The 22981-nt window shown below is 62.8% G+C and carries 21 protein-coding genes; 3 read left to right on the top strand and 18 right to left on the bottom strand.

Annotated features, from left to right (window positions below; genetic code table 11):
* Position 1 precedes the first annotated feature (1 nt).
* Positions 2–199 carry a hypothetical protein gene (locus tag NL123_RS23840; protein ID WP_058425267.1) on the top strand — a complete coding sequence of 66 codons (198 nt, stop codon included), beginning with the start codon at positions 2–4 and terminating at the stop codon, positions 197–199.
* Positions 200–201: 2 nt separating this feature from the next.
* On the opposite strand, the gene pdeM is transcribed toward NL123_RS23840, so the two are convergent.
* From pdeM to NL123_RS23765, 15 genes are all read right to left on the bottom strand, one after another.
* Positions 202–852: a ligase-associated DNA damage response endonuclease PdeM gene (gene pdeM / locus NL123_RS23835; RefSeq protein ID WP_494356488.1), complete on the bottom strand. Its 651-nt coding sequence runs from the start codon at positions 850–852 to the stop codon at positions 202–204.
* Positions 852–3332: a ligase-associated DNA damage response DEXH box helicase gene (locus tag NL123_RS23830; protein WP_248486660.1), complete on the bottom strand. Its 2481-nt coding sequence runs from the start codon at positions 3330–3332 to the stop codon at positions 852–854. Before NL123_RS23830 ends, pdeM begins: the two co-directional genes overlap by 1 nt.
* A 56-nt stretch (positions 3333–3388) precedes the next feature.
* On the bottom strand, positions 3389–4153 hold the full coding sequence (locus NL123_RS23825) for an ABC transporter ATP-binding protein (RefSeq protein WP_071496915.1): 765 nt from the start codon (positions 4151–4153) through the stop codon (positions 3389–3391).
* A 13-nt stretch (positions 4154–4166) separates the two neighbouring features.
* On the bottom strand, positions 4167–5285 hold the full coding sequence (locus tag NL123_RS23820) for a succinylglutamate desuccinylase/aspartoacylase family protein (RefSeq protein WP_494356487.1): 1119 nt from the start codon (positions 5283–5285) through the stop codon (positions 4167–4169).
* Between the two features lie 9 nt (positions 5286–5294).
* Entirely contained in the window at positions 5295–6005 is a 711-nt protein-coding gene (locus tag NL123_RS23815; protein WP_494356486.1) for an ABC transporter permease, read from the bottom strand.
* Complete coding sequence (locus NL123_RS23810; RefSeq protein WP_248486664.1) at positions 6002–6730, bottom strand: ABC transporter permease; 729 nt, start codon at positions 6728–6730, stop codon at positions 6002–6004. Before NL123_RS23810 ends, NL123_RS23815 begins: the two co-directional genes overlap by 4 nt.
* A 57-nt stretch (positions 6731–6787) precedes the next feature.
* Positions 6788–7567, bottom strand: coding sequence for a transporter substrate-binding domain-containing protein (locus tag NL123_RS23805; RefSeq protein WP_071496912.1), 780 nt, complete (start codon positions 7565–7567; stop codon positions 6788–6790).
* 233 nt (positions 7568–7800) lie between these two features.
* Positions 7801–9435 carry an ATP-dependent DNA ligase gene (locus NL123_RS23800; RefSeq protein ID WP_494356485.1) on the bottom strand — a complete coding sequence of 545 codons (1635 nt, stop codon included), beginning with the start codon at positions 9433–9435 and terminating at the stop codon, positions 7801–7803.
* A complete protein-coding gene (locus tag NL123_RS23795) occupies positions 9432–10436 on the bottom strand; it encodes a ligase-associated DNA damage response exonuclease (RefSeq protein ID WP_494356484.1) in 1005 nt (334 codons plus the stop codon). Before NL123_RS23795 ends, NL123_RS23800 begins: the two co-directional genes overlap by 4 nt.
* A gap of 215 nt (positions 10437–10651) precedes the next feature.
* The gene (locus NL123_RS23790) at positions 10652–13093 is read right to left on the bottom strand and encodes a penicillin acylase family protein (protein ID WP_494356483.1); all 2442 of its coding nucleotides are present in this window, start codon (positions 13091–13093) and stop codon (positions 10652–10654) included.
* Between the two features lie 102 nt (positions 13094–13195).
* Positions 13196–13840 (bottom strand): glutathione binding-like protein, encoded by a 645-nt coding sequence (locus NL123_RS23785; protein WP_248486672.1) that lies wholly within the window; start codon positions 13838–13840, stop codon positions 13196–13198.
* 105 nt (positions 13841–13945) lie between these two features.
* The gene (locus NL123_RS23780) at positions 13946–14731 is read right to left on the bottom strand and encodes an ABC transporter ATP-binding protein (protein WP_248486673.1); all 786 of its coding nucleotides are present in this window, start codon (positions 14729–14731) and stop codon (positions 13946–13948) included.
* Positions 14728–15786: a FecCD family ABC transporter permease gene (locus NL123_RS23775; RefSeq protein ID WP_494356482.1), complete on the bottom strand. Its 1059-nt coding sequence runs from the start codon at positions 15784–15786 to the stop codon at positions 14728–14730. Before NL123_RS23775 ends, NL123_RS23780 begins: the two co-directional genes overlap by 4 nt.
* Entirely contained in the window at positions 15783–16895 is a 1113-nt protein-coding gene (locus NL123_RS23770; protein ID WP_494356481.1) for an ABC transporter substrate-binding protein, read from the bottom strand. Before NL123_RS23770 ends, NL123_RS23775 begins: the two co-directional genes overlap by 4 nt.
* Before the next feature lie 86 nt (positions 16896–16981).
* Positions 16982–19375: a TonB-dependent receptor gene (locus NL123_RS23765; protein WP_494356480.1), complete on the bottom strand. Its 2394-nt coding sequence runs from the start codon at positions 19373–19375 to the stop codon at positions 16982–16984.
* Positions 19376–19572: 197 nt separating this feature from the next.
* Here NL123_RS23765 and NL123_RS23760 point away from each other — a divergent pair, with 197 nt between their 5' ends.
* Positions 19573–20283, top strand: coding sequence for a response regulator (locus tag NL123_RS23760; protein WP_028619233.1), 711 nt, complete (start codon positions 19573–19575; stop codon positions 20281–20283).
* Positions 20280–21665, top strand: coding sequence for an ATP-binding protein (locus NL123_RS23755; protein ID WP_494356479.1), 1386 nt, complete (start codon positions 20280–20282; stop codon positions 21663–21665). The genes NL123_RS23760 and NL123_RS23755 overlap by 4 nt, the downstream gene beginning before the upstream one ends.
* A 142-nt stretch (positions 21666–21807) precedes the next feature.
* Here NL123_RS23755 and NL123_RS23750 read toward each other — a convergent pair whose 3' ends face one another.
* From NL123_RS23750 to NL123_RS23740, 3 genes are read right to left on the bottom strand one after another with little or no spacing between them, the layout of a single operon-like run.
* Positions 21808–22008 carry an SEC-C metal-binding domain-containing protein gene (locus NL123_RS23750; protein WP_003189235.1) on the bottom strand — a complete coding sequence of 67 codons (201 nt, stop codon included), beginning with the start codon at positions 22006–22008 and terminating at the stop codon, positions 21808–21810.
* The gene (locus NL123_RS23745) at positions 22005–22487 is read right to left on the bottom strand and encodes an LEA/WHy family protein (RefSeq protein ID WP_494356478.1); all 483 of its coding nucleotides are present in this window, start codon (positions 22485–22487) and stop codon (positions 22005–22007) included. The genes NL123_RS23750 and NL123_RS23745 overlap by 4 nt, the downstream gene beginning before the upstream one ends.
* A gap of 19 nt (positions 22488–22506) precedes the next feature.
* Entirely contained in the window at positions 22507–22977 is a 471-nt protein-coding gene (locus NL123_RS23740) for a YchJ family protein (protein WP_058425250.1), read from the bottom strand.
* Between the last annotated feature and the right edge of the window lie 4 nt (positions 22978–22981).

Below are 22981 nucleotides of genomic sequence, written 5' to 3'. Positions count from 1 at the left end.
TATGAAGCTCGACCCGCGAATCAGCGCAGAACTTGCCCGGCTTGAACCCAACCAGATTGGCGTTCTGGCCTGGTCCTTGATGGCCGACCCCGCATACGGGGGCGGCATCCCCGGCCAACCCGAGCCGGATTACCCGCAACCTACTGAACCTGGTGAGCCGACTTTGCCGGACGAGCCACCACCCGCACCTGTGGCCTGATACTAGCCCACTGGCCATACCTGCTGATCGCCGACCACAAAGAGTCGGTGGTCATCGGCCTGCTCCACCGCAAAGCCACCGGTAAACGCGCCAAACGCCGGTAACAAGCTGACCCGCGTCCCGATCTGAAAGCATGGCAGTCGCAGGCTTTGCCGGCCCTTGCCACGCAAGCGATACACCGGATGCACATGCCCAGCCAGCACGTGGTGGCTGGGGTGGACATCCGGTTCGTGCTGCAAGGCAAAGGGGCCCATCAGCAGCGGTTCCGGCACCACTTCAATCTTCAGGTCGGGCGGTGGGTCACCGGCGCGTTTATCGTGATTGCCGCGCACCAGGGTCAGGGGCAACGAGGGATGACGCTCGCGCCAAGCCCGCAACGCGCCCAGTGTGCCGCTGGCGTGGGAGCCGGGGCCATGCAGGAAGTCGCCAAGAAAGATCACCTGCGCGCACCCATGGGTAGCGAGCAGCCGGTCCAGCCGCTCAAGGTTGGCAGTGGTGGTCCCTTGCGGCACCGGCTGCCCCAGGCAGCGGTACGCCGAGGCCTTGCCAAAGTGCGCATCGGCAATCAACAGGCACCCGCGCGCAGGCCAGTAGATCGCCTTGTCTGCCAGCAACCACAATTGCTCACCTTCCAGCGTTATCGAACAGACCATCAGCGCTTCCCGTTATCCGCGACCTTTTCCAGGTCCTTGACCATTCGTGCAATGCGCTCCGAGAGTTTTTCCGAACTCATGCTTTCGCGCATCCGCTCGACCAGCAGCGGAAAAGCCAGGGGAGTCGGCCGTTCGATCAGGTGCAGGTCCAGTTTCAGCGCCGACAGATGACGCAACGTCGCTTCCAAGCGACGAATATCCAATTCATCGCGCAGGACTTCTTCCCCGGCTTGGGTCAGTAATCGGTTCTGTGGGTCATATTGCTTGAACACCTCGAAGAACAAACCGCTGGACGCCTGCACCTGCCGCGTACTTTTCGGTGCGCCGGGATAGCCGGCGAACACCAGCCCGGCAATGCGTGCTATCTCGCGAAAGCGGCGCAGGGCCAGTTCCCCGGCGTTCAGGCTGGCCGCCACGTCTTCTAACAGGTTTTCAGGGCTCAGCAGCGCCTCATTCAATAATCCGGGCCAATCCACAGGCGTGGCGCTCAATAACTCCAGCCCGTAGTCATTCACGGCAATCGAAAAGGTCACTGCCTGCCCCTGGCTCACCCGCCACGCCAACAGACTCGCCAGCCCCAGGTGCACCTGGCGCCCGGCGAAGGGATAGAGAAACAGGTGCCAGCCTTCCCGGGATTTCAGCGCTTCGGCCAGCAGATGCTCGCGCGTCGGCAGGCCGGACCAGCGCAACTGCGTCTGCAAGAGGGGTTGCACCGCGCGCATCTCCGGGCCTTTAAAGTGCCCGTGCGCCGCCGCATCAAAACGCTCCACCACCGCCTGGGCCAGCTCGTTGGAAAGCGGCATGCGCCCGCCATTCCAGCGCGGCACGGCGGCTTTTTTGGCGCTGCTGCGGCGCACGTAGGCGGTCATGTTTTCCACACGCACCAGCTCCAGCAGGCGCCCGGCAAACAGGAAACCATCGCCGGGCTTGAGCCGCGCGATAAAACCTTCCTCGACACTGCCCAGGTTCTTGCCGCCACCGCCCTTGCTCCAGTACTTCAAGTGGATGCTCGCGTCACTGACGATGGTGCCCACGCTCATGCGATGACGGCGCGCCAGGCGGGCATCGGGGACGCGCCAGATGCCCTGTTCGTCCGGCTCCACGCGGCGGTAGTCCGGATAGGCGGTCAGCGACAGACCGCCATGGCGCACAAACCCCAGCGCCCACGCCCAGTCTGCGTCCGTGAGGTCGCGGTACGCCCAGGCCCCGCGTACTTCCGCCAGCAACGCATCCGGCGTGAACCCGCCGCCCAGCGCCATGCTCACCAAATGTTGTACGAGTACATCCAGCGGTTTGTGCGGCGATTCCCGCGCTTCGATGCGTCGCTGGGCAATTGCATCCTGGGCCGCCGCCGCTTCCACCAGTTCCAGGCTGTGGGTCGGCACCAGCGTCACCCGCGAGGGCCGCCCCGGCGCATGCCCCGAGCGCCCGGCGCGTTGCATCAGGCGTGCAACACCTTTGGCCGAGCCAATCTGCAACACCCGTTCCACCGGCAGGAAGTCCACCCCCAGGTCCAGGCTGGAGGTGCACACCACGGCCTTGAGTTGGCCGTCCTTCAACGCCCGTTCCACCCAGTCGCGGGTCTCTCTGGACAATGAACCGTGATGCAGGGCAATCACCCCAGCCCAGTCGGGCCGGGCGTCCAGCAACGCCTGGTACCAGATTTCCGACTGCGCCCGGGTATTGGTAAACACCAGGCAACTGCTGCTGCTTTCGACCTCGGCCACCACCTGGGGCAACATCTTCAAGCCGATATGCCCGGCCCAGGGAAAGCGCTCGGCAAGCGGCGGCAGCAAGGTGTCGACCTTCAGCTCTTTGGCCGTTTGCCCCTGTACATTGATCCCGTCGCCTTGTGGGACCAACACCTCCAAGGCGTGGGATTGATTACCCAGGGTCGCTGAAATGCCCCACACCATCAAACCCGGATGCCAGCGCCGCAGCCGCGCCAGCGCCAGTTGCAACTGCACGCCGCGTTTGTTGCCGATCAATTCATGCCATTCATCGACGATCACCATGCGCACGTGTGCCAGGCTCACTTCGCTGTCGGCGCGGGCCAGCATCAGGGTCAGGCTTTCCGGGGTGGTCACCAGGGCGGTGGGCTGGCGCCGTGTCTGGCGGGCGCGCTCGCTGCTGCTGGTGTCACCGGTGCGCAGGCCGACGCTCCAGGGAATCTGCAGGGCTTCCAGCGGTGCTTCGAGGGCGCGTGCGGTATCGGCCGCCAGGGCCCGCATGGGCGTGATCCACAGCACCGTCAGCGGTTCAGCGGGCGGTTTGCGTTTACCCGTCACGGGCGGGCGAGTGATGGCGAAGCGATTGAGCGCCGCGAACCATAGCGCGTAGGTCTTGCCGGCGCCGGTGCTGGCATGCAGCAATCCCGACTGACCGCCCTTGACTGCCGCCCATACCTCTTTCTGAAAAGCGAACGGCTTCCAGCCTTTGGCGGCAAACCACTGTTTGGCGAAGTCGATGGGTTTTGCCATGGGGCGGCGCAACTCTGGAAGGTCTATTCCACAGACCTTCCAGCGCGCCCAAAGGTTTACTTCAAATTGCCACTCAGGAACTGCTGCAAGCGCTCGCTCTTCGGATTGCCCAGCACGTCCTCAGGCGCGCCTTGTTCCTCCACCAGGCCCTGATGCAGGAACAGCACCTGGCTCGACACCTTGCGTGCAAAGCTCATCTCGTGGGTCACCATGATCATGGTGCGGCCTTCCTCGGCCAGGCCCTGGATCACCTTCAACACTTCGCCCACCAGCTCCGGGTCAAGGGCCGAGGTGGGCTCGTCGAACAGCATCACCTCCGGTTCCATCGCCAGGGCGCGGGCGATGGCGACGCGTTGCTGCTGGCCGCCGGACAGGAATGCCGGGTATTGATCGGCCACGCGTGCCGGTAGGCCGACCTTGTCGAGGTAGCGACGCGCACGGTCTTCGGCGTCCTTTTTGCTGCAACCCAGCACCCTGCGCGGGGCCATGGTGATGTTTTCCAGCACGCTCATGTGGCTCCACAGGTTGAAGTGCTGGAACACCATGGCCAGGCGCGTGCGCAGGCGCTGCAATTCGGCGTCATCGGCCACGCGCATACCGTGGCGGTCGCTGACCATGCGGATCGGCTGGCCATCGAGGGTCATGGCGCCGTCGTTGGGGGTTTCCAGGAAGTTGATGCAGCGCAAGAAGGTGCTCTTGCCCGAGCCGCTGGCGCCGATCAGGCTGATCACGTCGCCGGTCCTGGCCTTGAGCGAAACACCTTTGAGCACCTCATTGTCGCCATAGCTTTTATGCAGGCCTTCAACGGTCAATTTGTACATGGGGCGTGCATCCTCAAGGCGAAAGTAGATAGCCGCTGCGATAGGCCTCGGTGCCTGCGACATGGCCGATGACCATCCCGGCAGTGGCCATGCGGCGCAGCGAACGGGCGTAAAGCAGGCCGGCCTTCTGGCAGTGCACGGGCGTTACGCGGTCGGTAATGGGGTCGATGATTTCGGCGATCAGTTGCCCGGCTTCCAGGTATTCGCCGGGCAGGGCGCGGAACACCAGCAGGCCGCCCACCGGCGTCGCCACCGGTTCAACGCCGGCCAGCGGCGTGGCGGGGTAGGGCAGGTCCGGCAGTGGTGCGACGTCGCCGGCAATCGCGCCGAAGTGAATCAGGTAATCGATGATCGCCTGGCAGTCGAGCGCCGCCAGGCCATGGTTGACGTCACCTTGGCCGCGCAGCTCGACGGTCACCGAAAAGCTGCCCATGGGGATCGGGAAGCGCTCGCCGAAGCGTTGCTGCAACTGCCACCACACCAGGGTGAAGCACTCATCGAAGGATTGCCCGCCGGAGTCGGTCGCGAGCAAATTCGCTTCCGACCCGATATACCGCGCCAACGGTTCCACCTGCGGCCAAGCCTCGGGCGTGGTGTACAGGTGCGCCACGGCTTCGAAGTCGCAATGCAGGTCCAGCACCATATCGGCGTCGCAGGCCAGACGTTGCAGGACCAGGCGCTGGGACTGCAGTTGGGTGTCGGCGCTTTGCGCGGCGAGGGCGCGCGACAAAGCGGAGCGGATCAGTTCGACATTGCGCTGCGGATCGTCCCCGAGCAACGCCTCGACCTGGTCGCCCACCGCGTCACTGAGGTCGACAAACAGGCGATTGAAGTTCTGCCCGCTTTCCAATTCGTAGCGGCCCAGCGGGATATCCATCAACACCTGTTCCAGACCCACCGGGTTGGCGATGGGCACCAGCACGATCTCGCTGCGCAGGCGCCCGGCCGCCGCCAACTTCGCCAGCTGCACCTTGAGGTGCCAGGCCACCAGCATGCCGGGCAGTTCGTCGGCATGCAGCGACGACTGGATGTAGATCTTGCCTTCGGCCTGTTCCGGGCCGAAATGAAAACTGTGAATCTGCCGCGCCGTGCCGGGCACCGGCGCGATCAGTTCATGGACGTGATGCCGCATGAAGGCTCCTTAGTGGCTCGGCCCGAGAAAGGCCAGCCAACGGCGCTCCGCCAGACGAAACAGACCGACCAGGGCAAAGGTCACGGTCAGGTAGATCAGCGCAGCGATACCGAATGATTGAAAGGTCATGAAGGTGGCCGAGTTGGCATCCCGCGCCACTTTGAGGATGTCGGGGATCGTTGCGGTGAAAGCCACCGTGGTCGAGTGCAGCATCAGGATCACTTCATTACTGTAGTAGGGCAGCGAGCGGCGCAGCGCCGACGGCATGATCACGTAGGCGTAGAGCTTCCAGCCGCTCAAGCCGTAGGCCTTGGCCGCCTCGACTTCGCCGTGGGTCATGCTGCGGATCGCCCCGGCGAAAATCTCCGTGGTGTAGGCGCAGGTGTTGAGGGCGAAGGCCAGGATGGTGCAGTTCATCGCGTCGCGAAAGAACGCATCCAGCAACGGTTGTTCGCGTACGGCGGCGAGGCTGTAGATACCGGTGTAGCAGATCAGCAACTGGATATAGAGCGGCGTGCCCCGGAACAGATAGGTGTAGAACTGCACCGGCCAGCGCACCAGGCGCTTGCGCGACACGCGGGCAATGGACAGCGGGATCGACACCAGGAAGCCGATGACCAGGGCGGCGCTGAGCAGCCACATCGTCATGGCCAGGCCGGTGATGTGCTGGCCGTCGCTATAAAGGAAGGGGCGCCAGTATTCCTGCAAGAGTTCGATCATCGTATGGCCTCCCGGGCGCCGGCGGAGTAGCGACGTTCAAGGCGGCGCAAAACGAAGTTGGACGCGCTGGTGATCAACAGGTAGATCAACGCGGCGATGACCAGGAAGTAAAACAGCTGATAAGTGCTCTTGCCGGCATCCTGAGCGGCCTTGACCAGGTCGGCCAGGCCGATGATCGACACCAGGGCCGTGGCCTTGAGCATCACCATCCAGTTATTGCCGATGCCCGGCAGGGCAAAGCGCATCATTTGCGGGAAGGTCACGTAGCGAAACCGCTGGCTGCGCTTGAGCCCATAGGCCGTAGCGGCTTCCAGTTGGCCACGGGGCACCGCGAGGATCGCGCCGCGAAAAGTCTCGGTGAAATACGCCCCGTAGATAAAACCCAGGGTGATCACCCCAGCGCTGAACGGGTCGATCTCGATGTATTCCCATTCCATAAAGTCAGTCAGGCCGGTGAGCCAGGTTTGCAGGCTGTAGAAAATCAGCAGCATCAGCACCAGGTCGGGCACACCGCGAATCAGCGTGGTGTAGAGCTGGGCGGGGATGCGCAGGAAGGGCAGGCTGGAAAGTTTGGCGCTGGCGCCGAGCAGGCCCAGCAACACGCTGACGGCCAGGGACAGCACCGACAACTTGATGGTCATCCAGGTGCCTTGCAGCAACAGCGGGCCGAAACCCTTCAGGCTGAGCGCGCTCAACCCGAGGGTTTGCAACAGTTCTTCGAACATAAATCAGGACCTATGGCGATAAAAAAGCGCCCCTCCAGGGGAAGGGCGCTCCAGGCATTATTTGCCGCTGTACAGGTTCAGATCGCCAAAGTGTTTCTTCTGGATGGTGGCGTAGGTGCCATCATCGTGTAACGCTTTGATACCTTTATCCAAAAGCGCCTTCAGTTCAGTGTTACCTTTTTTGATACCGACGGCGGTTTTCGACGGCAGCAATGGATCGTCGATGGCCTTGCTCACTTCGTAGTCGGCACCGGCCGGCGACTTCAGGAAGCCCAGTTCGGCTTGCAGCATGTCCTGCACGGAGGCGTCGAGACGGCCGGAGGTCAGGTCGGCGTACACCTGGTCCTGGTTGGCGTAGGCCTTGGTGGTCACACCGGCTTTATCCAGCACGGCCTTGGCGTAGGCTTCCTGGATGGTGCCCTGCTCGTAGCCTACGGATTTGCCCTTGAGGGACTCCGGCGTCGAGTAGCCCGCGCCTTTCTTGAACACCAGCGAGGTCGGGCCGGAGAACAGTTCGCTGGAGAAGTCGATGGCCTTTTCACGCACCGGGGTCACGGTCATGGACGAAATCACGCCGTCGAACTTGTTGGCCTTGAGGCCCGGAATCATGCCGTCGAAATCACTTTCTACCCACTTGCACTTTACTTTCAGCTCGGCGCAGATCGCATTGCCCAAGTCGATATCGAAGCCCACCAGGCTGCCGTCGGCGGCCTTGGATTCGAATGGCGCGTAGGACGGATCGACACCAAAACGCAGTTCCTTGTATTCCTTGGCCGTGGCTACACCCGCGGCCATGCACAGAGCCAGTGCAGAAAGGGTCAGCAATGCTTTTTTCATTATGTAATCCCTGGAAACCAAGATAAGCGCTTGTGGCGCGTTTAGGACTGTTACTGAACGGTGTCAGACGGATCACAAGTAGCAATTTCTGCACCATAGTTCCGAATGTAGTTCCGAATGAGCGTTTTAAAAGGTGGGATGAGGAAGATCTGAGTGTAGGAGATGCCCGAAAATGGGCGCTGAAAAATGAGCGCACCATTTCGGGTCATAAAGAAATTTAAATGTGGGAGGTGTCAGGTAAGCAGGTCTTGCAGGGTGGCAAGGCTGTCGGCCTCATCCACCGCCTTGTCCTGCCGCCAGCGCAACATCCGCGGAAACCGCACGGCAATTCCGCTCTTGTGCCGCTTGGACAAGGCAATACCCTCGAATCCCAGCTCGAACACCATGCTCGGTGTCACACTGCTCACCGGGCCGAATTTTTCCACGGTGGTCTTGCGCACAATCGCGTCGACCTTACGCATTTCTTCGTCGGTCAGGCCGGAGTAGGCCTTGGCAAACGGCACCAGCGTGCGTTCGCTGCCGGCCGGGCCGTCCCACACCGCAAAGGTGTAGTCGCTGTAGAGGCTGGCGCGGCGGCCGTGGCCTCGCTGGGCGTAGATCAACACCGCGTCGACGCTGAACGGGTCGACCTTCCACTTCCACCACACGCCCATGTCCTTGGTACGGCCCACGCCGTAGAGGCCATCGCGGGCCTTGAGCATCATGCCTTCCACGCCCAGGCTGCGCGAGGCTTCACGCTGTTCAGCCAGCGCTTCCCAGGTGGTTGCGGTCAGCAACGGTGAGGCGAGCAATACTGGTTGGTTGCACTGGGTGACCACCTGCTCAAGCTGGGCGCGGCGCTCGGCCTGGGTGTGGTTACGCCAGTCGTCGCCCCGATGTTCCAGCAGGTCGTAGGCGAGGACCGCGACCGGCGCATCCTCCAGCACTTTCTTGCTCAACGTCTTGCGGCCAATCCGTTGCTGCAACAGGGCGAAGGGTTGCACCGCGTCCTTCCACACCACGATCTCACCGTCGATCACCGTGCCGTCCGGTAACCCACTCACCAGGCTGTGAAGTTCGGGAAAACGCTCGGTCACCAGCTCTTCGCCACGGGACCATATCCACAGGCGCCCATCGCGCTTGACCAGTTGTGCGCGGATGCCGTCCCACTTCCATTCCACCTGCCAGTCGGCGGGAGAACCGAGCAGCGCTTCGAATTGCTCCACCGGTTGCGCCAAGCCATGAGCCAGAAAAAACGGATAAGGCTGGCCGCCCCGTTGTGCATGCTCGTCGGACGATTCGGCGGCGATCAGCTTGAGGTAGCCCTCAGCGGTTGGACGATTGGACAGGTCGGTGTAGCCCACTAACCGCTGCGCCACACGCTTGCTGTCGAGGTCGGCCATGGCGGCGAGGGCACGGGTGACCAACAACTTGGATACGCCCACGCGAAAACTGCCGGTGATCAACTTGATGCACACCATCAGGCTCGGTTGATCGAGTTGCGCCCACAACGCCGGCAGGCGCTCAGCCAATTCCAGGGGAGGGAAGCCGCGCAACGGCAGGAGTTTTTCCTCCAGCCACACGGCCAGGCCATCCTCCGAGGTGTAGGCAGATTCCGGTAGCAGCAGGGAAATGGTCTCCGCCAGGTCACCCACCGACTGATAGCTTTCCTCGAACAGCCACGGCTCGATGCCGGACGCTGCGGTGGCCATGTCCCGCAACAGGCGGGTCGGCACCAATTGCCGTGGCCGTCCGCCGGACAGGAAATACACGGCCCAGGCGGCATCTTCTGGCGCGGCCCCCCGGAAGTAGGCTTGCAACGCGGCCAGCTTGGCGTTGCTGGAGGTGGTGGCGTCGAGATTGGCGTACAGCTCGGCAAAGGCCTTCATGCGCCGGCCTCTTCTTCGTCATCGCCGTATTCGGTGGTGAAGCCCTGGGCATCCAGGCCTTTTTCCCGCAGGTGGCGCACCAATACGCCGACAGAACCGTGGGTGACCATCACCCGCTCGGCGCCGGTCTGCTCGATGGCCCACAACAGTCCGGGCCAATCGGCGTGGTCCGAGAGCACAAAGCCCCGGTCCACCCCGCGCCGGCGGCGGGTGCCGCGCAGGCGCATCCAGCCACTGGCGAAGGCGTCGCTATAGTCGCCGAAGCGCTTGATCCAACTGCTACCGCCAGCGGAGGGCGGGGCGATGATCAGCGCTTGGCGTAGCAACGGGTCGGTCTTGTTGAAGTCGCCGGCGTAGAGGGTTTCAGGGATATGGATGCCGGCCTCGCGGTACACCCGGTTCAACGGTTCGACCGCGCCATGGCTGAGGATCGGGCCGATGCTGGCGTCGATGCCATGCAGGATGCGCTGGGCCTTGCCGAACGAGTAACAGAACAACACGCTGGCTTTGCCGACGGCGATGTTCGCCTGCCACCAGTCGTTGATCCCGGCGAAGATCTGCGCCTGGGGCTGCCAGCGGTAGATCGGCAGGCCGAAGGTGGATTCGGTGATAAAGGTGTGGCAACGCACCGGTTCGAACGGCGCGCAGGTGCCATCGGGCTCGACCTTGTAGTCGCCGGACGCGACCCAGACCTCGCCCTGGTACTCCAGGCGCACCTGAGCCGAGCCAAGCACATGTCCGGCCGGGTGAAAGCTCAGGGTGACACCGTGGTGCACCAGTGGCTCGCCGTAGGCCAGGGTTTGCAGGTTGATGTCCTGGCCCAGCCTGGAGCGCAGGATGCCTTCGCCGGGGGCTGCCGCCAGGTAGTGCTGGTTGCCAGTGCGGGCGTGGTCGCCGTGGGCGTGGGTGATGACCGAGCGCTCCACCGGGCGCCAGGGGTCGATGTAGAAATCTCCGGCGGGGCAGTAGAGGCCTTCGGGGCGGGCGATGACAAGGTCCATGGGGTGACCGGGGGAGGTGGGCTTGTTACTTATGAGGCGGGGCTGGACTGAGAAGTTCTATCGGAGTGCATGCAGTCCAAATGTGGGAGGGGCGGTGCGACGATTCGACTTGCCCCCGATTGCGGTGGGTCAGTTGCACCTTGGCTGGCTGATACACCGCTATCGGGGGCAAGCCCCCTCCCACATTAGATCCAGGTTTTTCATGAAAAGCCGGGTTATTTACCGGGTGTCAGGGTCAACCTGGCCTTCCCGTACACCTTCTCGAAGTTCTGCGGCTGCATCGGGAAGCTCAGGTATTGCGCCTTGAGCGACGGGTCGATGCCATTGGCATAATTCGGGCTGGCCGGGTTGCCGGACTGGCCGATGCCGCCCTGGCCCATCATTGGCTCCACCTGGCCGAAATCGACGATCAAGCGCAGCGCGGGCACCTGGGTGGTGGCGAAGTCCTGTCCCCAGTTGTAGGGCGCCGGGTTCAAGGTGTTGTGGTCGCCACCGGAGGCCAGCGGGCCACGAATCACCTGGCCATTGGCGTTTTTCCAGGTGGTGGTGTGCAGCTTGCCCCACTGCCAGGCCTTGTGGTCGGCGCCCAGCTGACTGTCGCCGGCGCTGATCGCGGCGGCCAGGCTGCGGGCGAGGATCGCCGGTTTGTCTTCTTTCTGCGGCGTACGCACGTCATCCCAGAACGGGCTGTCTTCGCGGCCCAGCAAGTGATCGGCCTGGGCGGCATAGGACAGGCTGGCGTTGCTGACAAAGGCTTTCCAGCTGGCGCTGTTTTCCGGCCCCAGCTCGTCGAGGAAGATCTGTCTGGTGCTCTCCTGCAGGAACAGTTCGTAGAGCGCCGCATCGGCAGAGGTGGACACCAGGCGACCATCGAACGCCATCAGGCGCCCCAGCGCCTCACGGGCCTTGGCCTGTTCCGCCGCAGGCAGTGCGTCAATCGCCTGTTTCAGCGGCTGGGCCATGCCCGGCGCCTGGAACATGCTCTTGAGCTTGGCGGCGAAGGTGGTGGTTTGGTCGTACTGCATGGCGATCATGCTGCGGCTGTCATGCTTGCCGGCATTGGCCAGTTGCGCCAGGCGCTCGCTGCGCTCCGGGGCGTCCCAGGAGTTGGACAGTTGCATGCCATAGCCACGCGGCGCGGTGCGCTGGTTGGCGGTGCCGATCCAGCCTTGGGCCGGGTCCTGGTCATAGGGATGCAGCATCGCGTCGGCGTAGCCATCCCAGTCAAACCGCGTGTCCCAGCCCGGCGACGGCAGCAAGCCTTCGCCTTCGCGGCGGTTAGGGAAGCGGCCGGTGACTTGCCAGCCAATGCTGCCGGCGTCGGCGAAGATCATGTTAAGGGCGATGGCGCGGATTTCCCGGGTCGCATCCGAGGCTTTGCCGATGGTTTGTGCGCGGGACAGGTCGAAGAACGCATCCAGGCTCTTGTCGTCCTTGAAGTCAGCGGTTTGCAGGGCCAGGCCCAGACCGGTGGTCAACGCCTGACTGCTATTGAGCAGGGCGCCATGACGGGTTTCGTACACCACCTCGCGGATCGAGCGTTGGCCCTTGATGAAGAAGGTTTCGTTACGCACGCCTGCCGGCAGCCATTTGCCGTTGTTCTCGTAGTACAGCGCGCTGCCCTGGCGCTTGACCTTCTCCAGGAACAGGTCCTGGGTGTCGCCCTTGACCGTGCTCATGCTCCACGCGACTTTGCCGTTGAAGCCGGACAACAGTGTCGGCAGGCCGGCAATCGAAGCGCCGGCGGCCTGGTATTTCGGTGCACGGATCTGCACGTAGCTCCACGGCGACGGTGCCTGCGGCTGGGCGGCGAGGTCGCCTGCCAGCAGGCTTTTACCGCTGCGGCTGCGCTGCGGGGCGATGGCCCAGTTGCTTGAGGTGGTGACCGCCAGGGCGTTGAGGCTGCTCAGTTGCTGGCTGACCGCGTCCAGCCCGGCCAGGCCGGTGATCTGACCCAGGTTCACGCCCTTGAGTTTTTCGGCCTCGGCCAGCGGGATCGCTTCGTCCGGCGCGCTTGGGGTGAGCCAGGCGAGTTTGTCGACGCCAACTTTCTGCGCCAGCACCAGCGACGCGATCTCTTCCTGCAGGTTGGCCGACTCGCTGAAATTCAGCAGGCAGAACAGCAGCGCCGAATCTTCCGGCTTCCAGTACTCGGGCTTGTAGCCGGTCTGGGCCAGGTCCGGCGGCAGCTTGTCGCGGTAGCGGAACAGATAGGCGTTGACGCCGCGCGCATACACTTCAAAGAAGCGCTTGAGGCGCGGGCTGGAGGCGTTGTACAGCTCGCCGGCGCTTTTCTTCAGGTTGACCGCGCGCATGAAGCGGTCGACATCCAGCACTTCGGGCCCGGACATTTCCGCCAGCCGGCCCTGGGCCAGCAGGCGCAGGGTGACCATCTGGGTGATGCGATCACTGGCGTGCACATAACCGAGGCTGAACAGCGCGTCGTGGAAAGTGTTGCTTTCGATCAGCGGCATGCCCTGGGCATTGCGGCGTACCGATACGTTCTGCGCGAGGCCTTTGATCGGCTGTACGCCGGCAACCGGCGGAAGGGTGTCCTGGGTGCTCTGGAGCTGGCAACCGGCCAGGCTTAACGCACTGGCCACTGCAGCGGCAACGCCGAACCGGGGAAGAAAATGTGAGAGGGCTGGCGAGGCCATGGCAAAGCTCCTGCGGGGGGTAGCGTCAGTAAAGGCGCTACGTTAGTGAGCGCGGCGAAACGACGCAAGCGGGAGCCATGCCTTATTTTCAGGAATTGCGTATCAAGACTTGGGCGGGTTCACTTTCTGCACCAGCTCATACGCCCGAACCGTCGCCGGCCGTTCTTTGATGCTGTTGAACCAGCGCTGCAGGTGTGGGAAATCTTCCAGGCGCTGGCTCTGCCATTTGTGGGAAACAATCCAGGGGTAGATCGCCATGTCGGCAATGCTGTAGTCCTCACCGGCCACGAACGCACGGTCCGCCAGGCGCCGGTCGAGCACCCCGTAAAGGCGTGCGGTTTCATCCACGTAGCGTTTGATCGCGTAGGGGATTTTCTCCGGTGCGAATTGGCTGAAGTGATGATTCTGCCCCGCCATCGGGCCCAAGCCGCCCATCTGCCAGAACAGCCATTGCAGCACTTCCTGGCGGCCACGCAGGTCGTTTGCAATGAACTGACCGGTTTTTTCCGCGAGGTACAACAGGATCGCACCGGACTCAAACAGGGAAATCGGTGCGCCGCCGTCGGTCGGGTTCTGGTCGACGATGGCCGGGATGCGGTTGTTGGGAGCGATCTTCAGGAAGTCAGGCTTGAACTGTTCGCCCTGGCCAATGTTGATCGGGTGCACCTTGTAGGGCAGGCCGGCTTCTTCCAGGAACAACGATATTTTGTGGCCGTTGGGGGTGGTCCAGTAATACAGGTCGATCATGAAGCTCTCCAAAAGTGGTGATGCTTGAGCGGATGCCTGTAGGTATAGGTAATGTTGGGCGTGCGAAAATTCAATGAAACATTTATGCATACCCTTAGAAGCCAATCAGAAAGCGCCATCCACCAACACCTGCAACGACTGCTCAGAACAACGTTCGATGCGCGCCCGCACGCGATACACCTCGGCAAACAACAGCGGGTTGAGCACGTCGTTTGCCGCGCCGCTGGCATACAAGCGACCCTGGCGCAGCACGGCAATATGGTCGGCAAAACGTGCGGCAAGGTTGATGTCGTGCAATACCACCACGGCGATCAGGTTGTGTTCGCGCACCAGGTCGCGTACGCACTCCATGACTTTCAATTGGTAGTTGAGGTCGAGGGCGCTGGTGGGTTCGTCCAGCAGCATCACTTGGGGGCGCCGTGCAATCAGCTGCGCGAGGCTGACCAGTTGGCGTTGACCGCCCGACAGCGTGCTTAACCACTGATCGGCCAGGTGCGCGATGCCAATGCGTTGCAACGCTGCAAAGGCTTCGCGCAGGCAGGCGTCGTTGGACAATGGAATGCCGTCCACACTGGCCACGCGCAGCGCGGCAATTACACTTTCCATCACGCTGAGGCTCAGGCCCGGTGGCAGGTTCTGCGGCATGTAGGTCACGCGCCGGGCGCGCTCGGCCACGGACATGGCCGACAGGTCGAGTTCACCCAGGCTTACGACGCCTTGCATCTTTTCCAGCCCGGCCACGGCGCGCAGCAAGGTGGACTTGCCGGCGCCGTTGGGGCCGATCAGGGCGGTCAGGCTGCCGTGGGGCAAGGTCGGCAGGCTCAGGTCATGCACGATCTGCCTGCGGCCATAACTCACATTGGCGTTGTGTACGCTTAACCCTTCGCTCATAACTGCCTCCCGCGCTTGAACACCAGCACCACGAAAATCGGCACGCCCACCAACGCGGTGACGATGCCCACCGGCACGATCACACCCGGCATGATCAGCTTGCTGGCAATCGACGACAGCGCCAGCAACAGCGCGCCGGTCAGGGCGCTGGCCGGCAGCAGGAAGCGCTGGTCTTCGCCCACCAGGATCCGCGCGATATGCGGACCCACCAGGCCGATAAAGCCGATGGTGCCGACGAAGGCCACCGCGGTGGCCGACAACAGGCTGATGCGCAACAACGAGAAAAAGCGCAAGCGTTTCACGTCCACGCCGAAGCTTTGCGCGCGGTCTTCGCCCATGCGCAGCAAGGTCAGGCGCGGTGCGGCGGCGAAGGAAAACGGCAGCACCACCGCGACCACCAGCGCCAGGATGCCGAGCTTGTCCCAGTTGGCCCGGGTCACGCTGCCCAGGGTCCAGAACACCAGTTGTTGCAGCACATCTTCGGTGGCCACCAGTTGCAGCAAAGCCACCACCGCGTTGCAACTGAACACCAGGGCGATGCCGAACAGCACCAGGCTCTCCACACCGGCGCCCCGTAGGCGCGACATGGCTTGCAGCAAAAATACCGAGGCGGCGGCGAAGATGAACGCCGAGAGGGAGACCGCCGTGTTGGCCGACACCCACAGGGTCGTCACCGGGAACACAATCACCAGGGATGCCCCCAGTGCCGCCGCCGACGACACGCCCAAGGTAAACGGGCTGGCCAGTGGGTTGTTCAAGATCGCCTGCATCTCGGCGCCGGCCAGCGACAACGCACAGCCCACCAGTATCGCCATCAACGCGTAGGGCAGGCGCACGTTCCAGATGATCACCTGGTCGGTGGCGCTGAGGTGGGACGGGTGCACAATCCCGTCAAGCAAGGCCAGCAGGCCCATGCCGGACGGGCCGCTGGCCAGGTCCACCAGCAGGGCGCACACCAGCGCCGTGCCGAGCAGCGCCAATAGCCAGGCACGCCGCGCGAGCAGGCGGCGATAGCCGTGGGTGGCTGAGGCGAGGTCGAGAGTTTGCGTGGTCATTTAGGCGTGTCGACCCAATAGGCACCCTGCAACGGCATCCCCAGGAACTGCTGGTTGATCTGCTCCATGGTCGCCTGCGGGTCCAGCTTGGCGAACAGTTGCGGATGCACCCACTTGGCCAACGATTCAATCGCCAGCAGGTTGTACGGCGAGTTGTAGAAGTCATGCCACAGGCCGTGGGCGTTGCCTGCGCGGATGGCACGCAGGTTGGCGAACTCGGGGCGCGCCAATACGCGGTCGAAGGCTTCACGCGCCTCGTCATGGCTCACGCCGGCACCCAGGACCAGCCCCGGCTTGTGGTTACCGGTCGCAACATAAATATCCGGATCGGCTTTCAAGGCGTATTCCACGCTGATATCCCCCAGTGCCCCCGGCACCACATCGGCGGCGATGTTGCGCCCGCCCACCAGCTTGATCACTTCCCCCATGCCGCTCTTGCCCGTGGTGTGCCCCGGCGCTTGCCAGGCGCCGGCCAGCAGTTCGAGGAACACGCTCGGACGCGAGCCGGCCGGCAAGGTGGCGACCGCGTCGGTGATAACCTTGAGGTGCTGGTCATAGAAGTCCAGGAAAGCCTTGGCCTGGGCTGCGCGCCCCAGCGCCTGGCCCAGCGCGTTCATGCTGGTGTGGGTGCCTTGCACCGGGTTGATGCGAAAGTCGACGAACAGCACCGGGATGCCCGCCTTGGCCAGCACATCGGCGACCGGGCTGTGTTCGGTCGGGCCGTGGCCGGAAATGCTGAACACTGCCAGGTCGGGTTTGAGCGAGAGGATTTCCTCGGCGCTGACGCTTTGTTCCGACGCCTGGCCGATCAGGGGGATGTCTTTGACCGTCGGAAATTTCGCCACGTAGGCGTTATAGGTGTGCTGGTCGAGCAGCTTCAAATCGTTCTGCCAACCGACGATGCGCTGGAACGGCGCATCGCGGTCCAGCAGGGCAAACGCCGAAATCAAGCGGCCTTCACCGAGAACCACGCGCTTGACGTTGTCCGCCACCTCGACCTTGCGGCCCAGCACATCGGTGACTTCATGGGCGGCAGCGGTCTCGGCATGGCCGAGAACCAGCGCGGCGAACAGTACGCCCAGCTTGAGCACATTACGGGGTTTCAACATGGCAGGGACTCCAGGTGAAGGCGGCGCATCAGGTATTGCTCCAGCGCCGCAAAGGGTTGTGAGGCAGGGATCTCGATCAGCACGGTTCAGAACTCATAGTCGACGCTGGCGGTGAGGGTGCGCCCGGCGCCCGGAATGCCGTAGAGCTGGAAGCCATCGAGGGACGCGCCGACCTGGCTGTAATAAAACTTGTTGAACACGTTGTTGAGGTTGAGGTTGACCGTGGTGTCCTTGTTCACCTTGTATTGCGCGGCCAGGTCGCTCACCCAGTAGCCAGGGGCTTTTTCGTGGTCGCGGGTGTAGATCGCGTAGACCCCGGACGGGCCGTTGGCGTAGCTGCTGTTGTTGTTCAAACCGCCGACGTACTTGTTGTCGGTGTAGCGGCGCCGGCCCACGTATTGCTCGCCGTAGCTGAGGCTCAGGGCGTCGGTGACGGCGTAGGTGGTCCACAGGTTGGCGGTCAGGTCCGGGACGTTCTTGGCTTCGGCGCCTTTGTTGATGCCTTTGGTCTGGGTGCTCTTGAGGGCCGAGAAACCGCTGTAGGCGGTCCAGCGCGGGGTGATATTGCCTTGCAGGCCCAGCTCGATGCCGTCGACGCGTTTGGCGGGCAGGGCGCGTACCGGGGCAGATTCGCCGTCCTGGTATTCCCAGGCGTTGTCCAGTTCGGTGCGGAAGATCGCCGCCGTGACGTTGAGCCTGTCGTGGGCAATGTCCCACTTGGTGCCCAGTTCATAGGTCTTGGATTTGGCCGGGCTGTAATTGCTGGTGCTGGCCGCGCCGTAGATCTGGTTGTTGGTGGACGCGCCCAGCGCCGACGGTTGCGCCGCCTCGCTGTAAGACACGTAGATACTGCCGTTGGGCAACGGCTTGAACACCGCACCGACCCGACCGCTGACCGCACCATCGGTGCTGCTGATCGTCGCCTGGCCGCGTTGGCGGGTTTCGGCACGCCAGTTGTCGTAGCGCAGCGAGCCGAGCACTTGCCACTGCTCGTTGAGGGTGATGGTGTCGCCCAGGTAGAGACCGGCGTTGTCGATCACCGAGCGCGGGTCGCCTTCGCCTTTGGTCACGTAGGTGCTGGCGAAACTGTGGCTGGGGTCGTGCATGTCAAACAGCATGTTGCCGGCCGGCACTTCGGCGTTGCGTTTCAGGCCGCCGTAGGTCTCGTGATAGAACTCCAGGCCGCTGACCACCGCGTGCTGCAGGCTGCCGGTGGTGAGGTTGAAATTGAAGTCGGTCTGGTTGTCCAGGATGGTGTAGCGCTTGGACAAACCAAAGTCGCTGCCGCGCAGGATGCCGTAGCCGGTGTTGCTGTTGTTCACGTAGTCGGTGTAGGCATTCACCGTACTGCCGGGCACTTGGCTGATCGGGCCTACGCCGGTGTAACCCAAGGTCGCACAGCGGGTGCCGGTGCAGGTCTTCTGGCCGTTGGCGTTGGCGGCGAAGAAGCGCGCCGGCGAGAGCACGGCGAAGTTGTCGCTGCGTTCCCAGCGCGTCTGGTTGCGCAGGTTGGCGTCGTTCCAGGCGAAGTCATGCTCGAAGCGCGCCGTGAGCGAGGTGGTTTTGTTCTCTTGGGTATAGAGGCGGGAGTCGCCGTACCAGTTGGAGCGTTTCACGCCCGGCATGCGGTCGCCGTTGGTACCGCGCTGGATCGGTACACCGTCGTCCGGGGTGTTGGTGTCTTTCTGGTAGAAGGTGTCGATGAACAACCGCGTGTCGGTGCCCAGGCCGAAGCCGAACGAAGTAGCGATGCCCCAGCGGTCGTAGTCCACATCGTCGCGCTCGGCCACCTGGTTGTAGTGCTTCATCAGGTTGATACGCACGGCAGTGGTGTCATTCAGCTGTTTATTCAGGTCGGCAGTGAGGCGGCGATAGCTATCGGTGCCGATCCCGGCCGAGACTTTGTTGGCATCGCCCAGGTGCGCTTCCTTGCTGACCAGGTTGACGCTGCCACCCACGGCCGAGACTCCGGACTCGATCGAGCCGGTGCCCTTGAACACTTCGGCCTGTTGCAGGTTGAAGGTGTCGGTGCGCGTGGACATGCCGGCATCGCGCACACCGTCGACGGTCAGGCTCTGCTCGGAAGAAAACCCACGGATCGAAAACAGATCGCCCCAGCCCAGGTTGCCCTCGCCGGACATAAAGGTAATGCCGGGGACATTGCGCAACACTTCCTGCAAGGTCTGTGCGTTCTGCTCCTTGAGCACCTGTTGCGGCACGATGGTTACGCTTTGCGGTGCGTCCAGCAGCGGCTGGCTGATTTTGGCCGAGGTGACGCGGTCCACCTTGAAGGTGGAAGTGGCTTCGCCGTCGACCTGGATTTCCGGCAGGTTCAACACCGAATCGCCGGACGTGGCGGTTGGGGCGTCAGCCAGGGCAACCGGTGCGACGCCGCCGGCCGCCAGCAAACCGAACATCGGGGCCAGGGTGGTGTGCAGCGTGTGGCGGTGAGGCGTGGGCAAGGATAGGGGCAATGACATGGTAACGTCCGAGTCTAAATTACAATTACTCTCATTTAGGTTCGGTAGTCTAAAGAGCGATTTCGCCTGCCATACCCCGGGTTTGTATCGCTGATGCGTGATTAGGGTTTCCTACAACATTCCATTACATTTGCCTGCGCTGCTGGCTGAACTTTCGGCTATTTGCTGCGTTTCATCGTTTTTCGGATTGACTGCCCATGGCCAAGCAAGACCACCTGCTGATCGTTGATGACGACCCGCAAATCCGCCAACTGCTCTGCGACTACCTGAGCGACGCCGGCTTCCAGGTGTCCACTGCCGCCGATGGCAAGGAAATGCGCCGCCGCCTGGCGCTGAATGTCATCGACCTGATCGTGCTCGACCTGATGCTGCCCGGCGAAGACGGCCTGAGCCTGTGCCGCGAACTGCGGGTGAACTCCAACACACCGGTGGTGATGCTCACCGCCAAGGGCTCGTTGATCGACCGTATCGTCGGCCTGGAAATCGGCGCCGACGACTACCTGCCCAAACCCTTCGACCCGCGCGAGCTGCTGGTACGGATCAAGGTGGTGCTGCGCCGGGTGCAGAGTTTTCCCGACCGCGCCCGCCTGGATGAAGCGCCGAGCATTCGTTTTGCCGGCTGGCAGCTCGACACACGGGCGCGGCAATTGCTGTCGCCGGAGGGCGTGGTGGTCAGCCTGGGCAACTCGGATTACCGCGTGCTGCGCCTGCTGTTGCAGCACCCCAACCGCCCGTTGAGCCGCGATTTTCTGCTCAACCATGTGTTCGACAAGGACAGCACGCCATTCGACCGCTCCATCGATGTGTGCGTCAGCCGCCTGCGCTCGCAACTGCCGGCAGGGTTGATCAAGACCGTGCGCAACGAGGGCTACATGCTCACCGCCGATGACGTGGTGCTGGAATCGTGAGACTGCTGCCGCGTTCGCTGTTCGGGCGGTTGGTGCTGATCCTGGTCAGCGGCATGCTTGCGGCGCAGGCCCTGACCAGCAGCATCTGGTACGACCGGCGCCACGGGCAGGTGCTAGAAATTCCCGCGCGGTTGATCGCCACGCGCCTGGCGGACGTGGTGCGCCTGGTGCACAGCGATCCGCAGCAGGCAGATGTGCTGATCAAACTGCTCGACACGCCGAACTTCCGCCTGACCCTCAGTGATCAGGCCAGCAACACCCCGAGCACCCTGCACGACAGCGACCGGCCTACCGAACGGCTGATCAAGAAAGTGCTGTCGGAAAAAACCGGTTATGCCCAGAGCCTGATCCTGTTGCGCTTGTCTTTGGTCGATGGCGATGGGCAAACCGCCGGGCTGTCGACCTTGCTCGGCTCCAAACCGGTGGTGGGGCAGTTCCTGATCGACCTGCGCCTGCCCGACGGGCGCTGGTTACAGGTGGATGCCAGTGAGGAACAGGGCTGGACCAGTACCTCACCGTTGGACCTGTTGTTCGATTACGTCATGCGCATTTATTTGCTGCGGGTGTTGGTGCTGGTGCTGATCGCTCTGGTGGCGGTGCGCCTGGCCATCCGTCCACTTAATGCCCTGGCCAAGGCGGCCGAAGCGCTGGGCCGGGACATCCAGCGTCCGCCATTATCGGTGGACGGCCCCACCGAAGTGCGCCGCGCCGCCCAGGCGTTCAATGCCATGCAGCAGCGGCTGATCGCCAATATTGCCGAGCGCACGCGATTTCTTGCGGCCATTTCCCACGACCTGCGATCACCGATCACACGCTTGCGCTTGCGCACCGAAATGTTGGAAGACAACCGTACCAAAGAGCGTTTTCGCAGCGATCTGGAAGAAATGGAGCACATGGTCTCCAGCACGCTGGATTTTGTGAGCAGCGGCGAAATCAACGAGACGCGACAGAACATCGATATCAACGCCTTGCTGCAAAGCCTGCAGGCGGACTTGCAGGACGTTGGCGAGCGTGTGGTGATTGAAGGTCGGGCGAAGCAGCCATTGCCGGGGTATGCCCGCAGCCTTAAACGTTGTGTGCAGAACCTGCTGGAGAACGCCGTACGTTATGGCCGTGATGTGGTGGTGCGGGTCGAGGACCAGGCGGACAGCTTGAGGATCGTCATCAGTGACCGTGGCCCCGGGATTCCCCAGGAACAATTGGAGCAGGTGATGGAACCGTTCTATCGGGTGGAAGGTTCACGCAATGCCGAGACCGGCGGGTATGGCTTGGGATTGAGCATTGCCCACACCATCGCCAAGGCGCATGGCGGGCGTTTGGAATTGCGCAATCGGGAGGGCGGAGGCCTTGAGGTGGAACTGGTGTTTCAACGCAAATCCTGAATGTGGAACGCAACTGAATGTGGGAGGGGCGGTGCGACGATTCGACTTGCCCCCGATTGCTGGCTGTCAGGCACTGAATAGGAGACTGGTATACCGCTATCGGGGGCAAGCCCCCTCCCACATTTAAATCTTCAGCGTGGCTTTACGCCCCGTGGCACTTCTTGAATTTCTTCTCGCTGCCGCACGGGCAAGGATCGTTGCGACCCACGTCCTTCAGGGCATTGCGCACTGGCTCCTGGTGAGCGTGGCCGCAGTTCGGGCCGTGGACATGGCCGTGGTCGTGATCATGGTGATCGTGATCGTGGTTGCAGTCAGGACCATGGACATGGGGTTGCTGAGTCATCGATGTCGCTCCGGAATAAAATCGCCGGGGATTATCTCGCCATTGTGGTTCACCTGCACGTCATAACCGATGAATAATCCGGTTTTCAGCTCACCTTCCAGGCGATACGGCACGGGCTGGTCAGGTTTTTTCAGCATCTGCACCACATCGCGGATCTGCGGCCAGAGGTTGGTGCGCACCGACACCTTGAAAAAGGCATGGCCGCGTGGCGGCACCGTGAGCCATTCGTTGGACTCGCCCTCGGTGAGCACAAAGTCATCCAGCGTCACCTTGTAGATCAGGCCTCGCACGGTCAGGTCGGCGTCGTCGCGGTTGTCCACGCGAAAGTACAGCTTGAATTTCTGCTCCAGCAGCTTGGCCCGCACCACTTCGACTTTCACCAGGGAGACGTGGGGCGGCGGCGCGTCGTCTTCGAACCACGACGCGCAGCCGGTCAGGCCAAGGGTTAACGCCAGCATCAAGCTGTAGATCCGGAGCATGGCGTGAGTCCTGTGGTGGTTAGAGATAGCTGGAACAACACTTCTTGAATTTTTGCCCACTGCCGCACAGGCAGGCATCGTTGCGTCCGGTCTTCACTTCCACGGTCGGGTCGATGAAGTACCAGCGCCCGTCATTCTGTACGAAAGAAGACTGTTCGCGGTGGCTATGTTCACCGGTACTGTCATGCCAGCGCGCGGTGAAGGTCACGAACGCGTGTTCCGGCTGGCCGCCGAACACCTCGGAGCTTTCTACTTCAAGGCCGAGCCAGGTGCTCTGGGCACTCCAGGCCGCAATGGCGGCACGGTCCAGGCCGGGCTGTTGCGCGGGCAGCGTGGTCGCGACCAGATAGTCCACCAGGCCGAGTACGTAGGCGCTGTAGCGCGAGCGCATCAACGCGGTCGCGCAGGGCGCCGGGTGCCCGGCGTGATAATGGCCGCAGCAGGCATCCAGCAGGTTGCCACTGCCGCAGGGGCAAATGGATGTACTCATCGGG

The sequence above is a fragment of the Pseudomonas sp. FBCC-B1565 genome (genome assembly GCF_059133265.1).
This window is presented reverse-complemented; position numbering and strand designations above follow the sequence as displayed.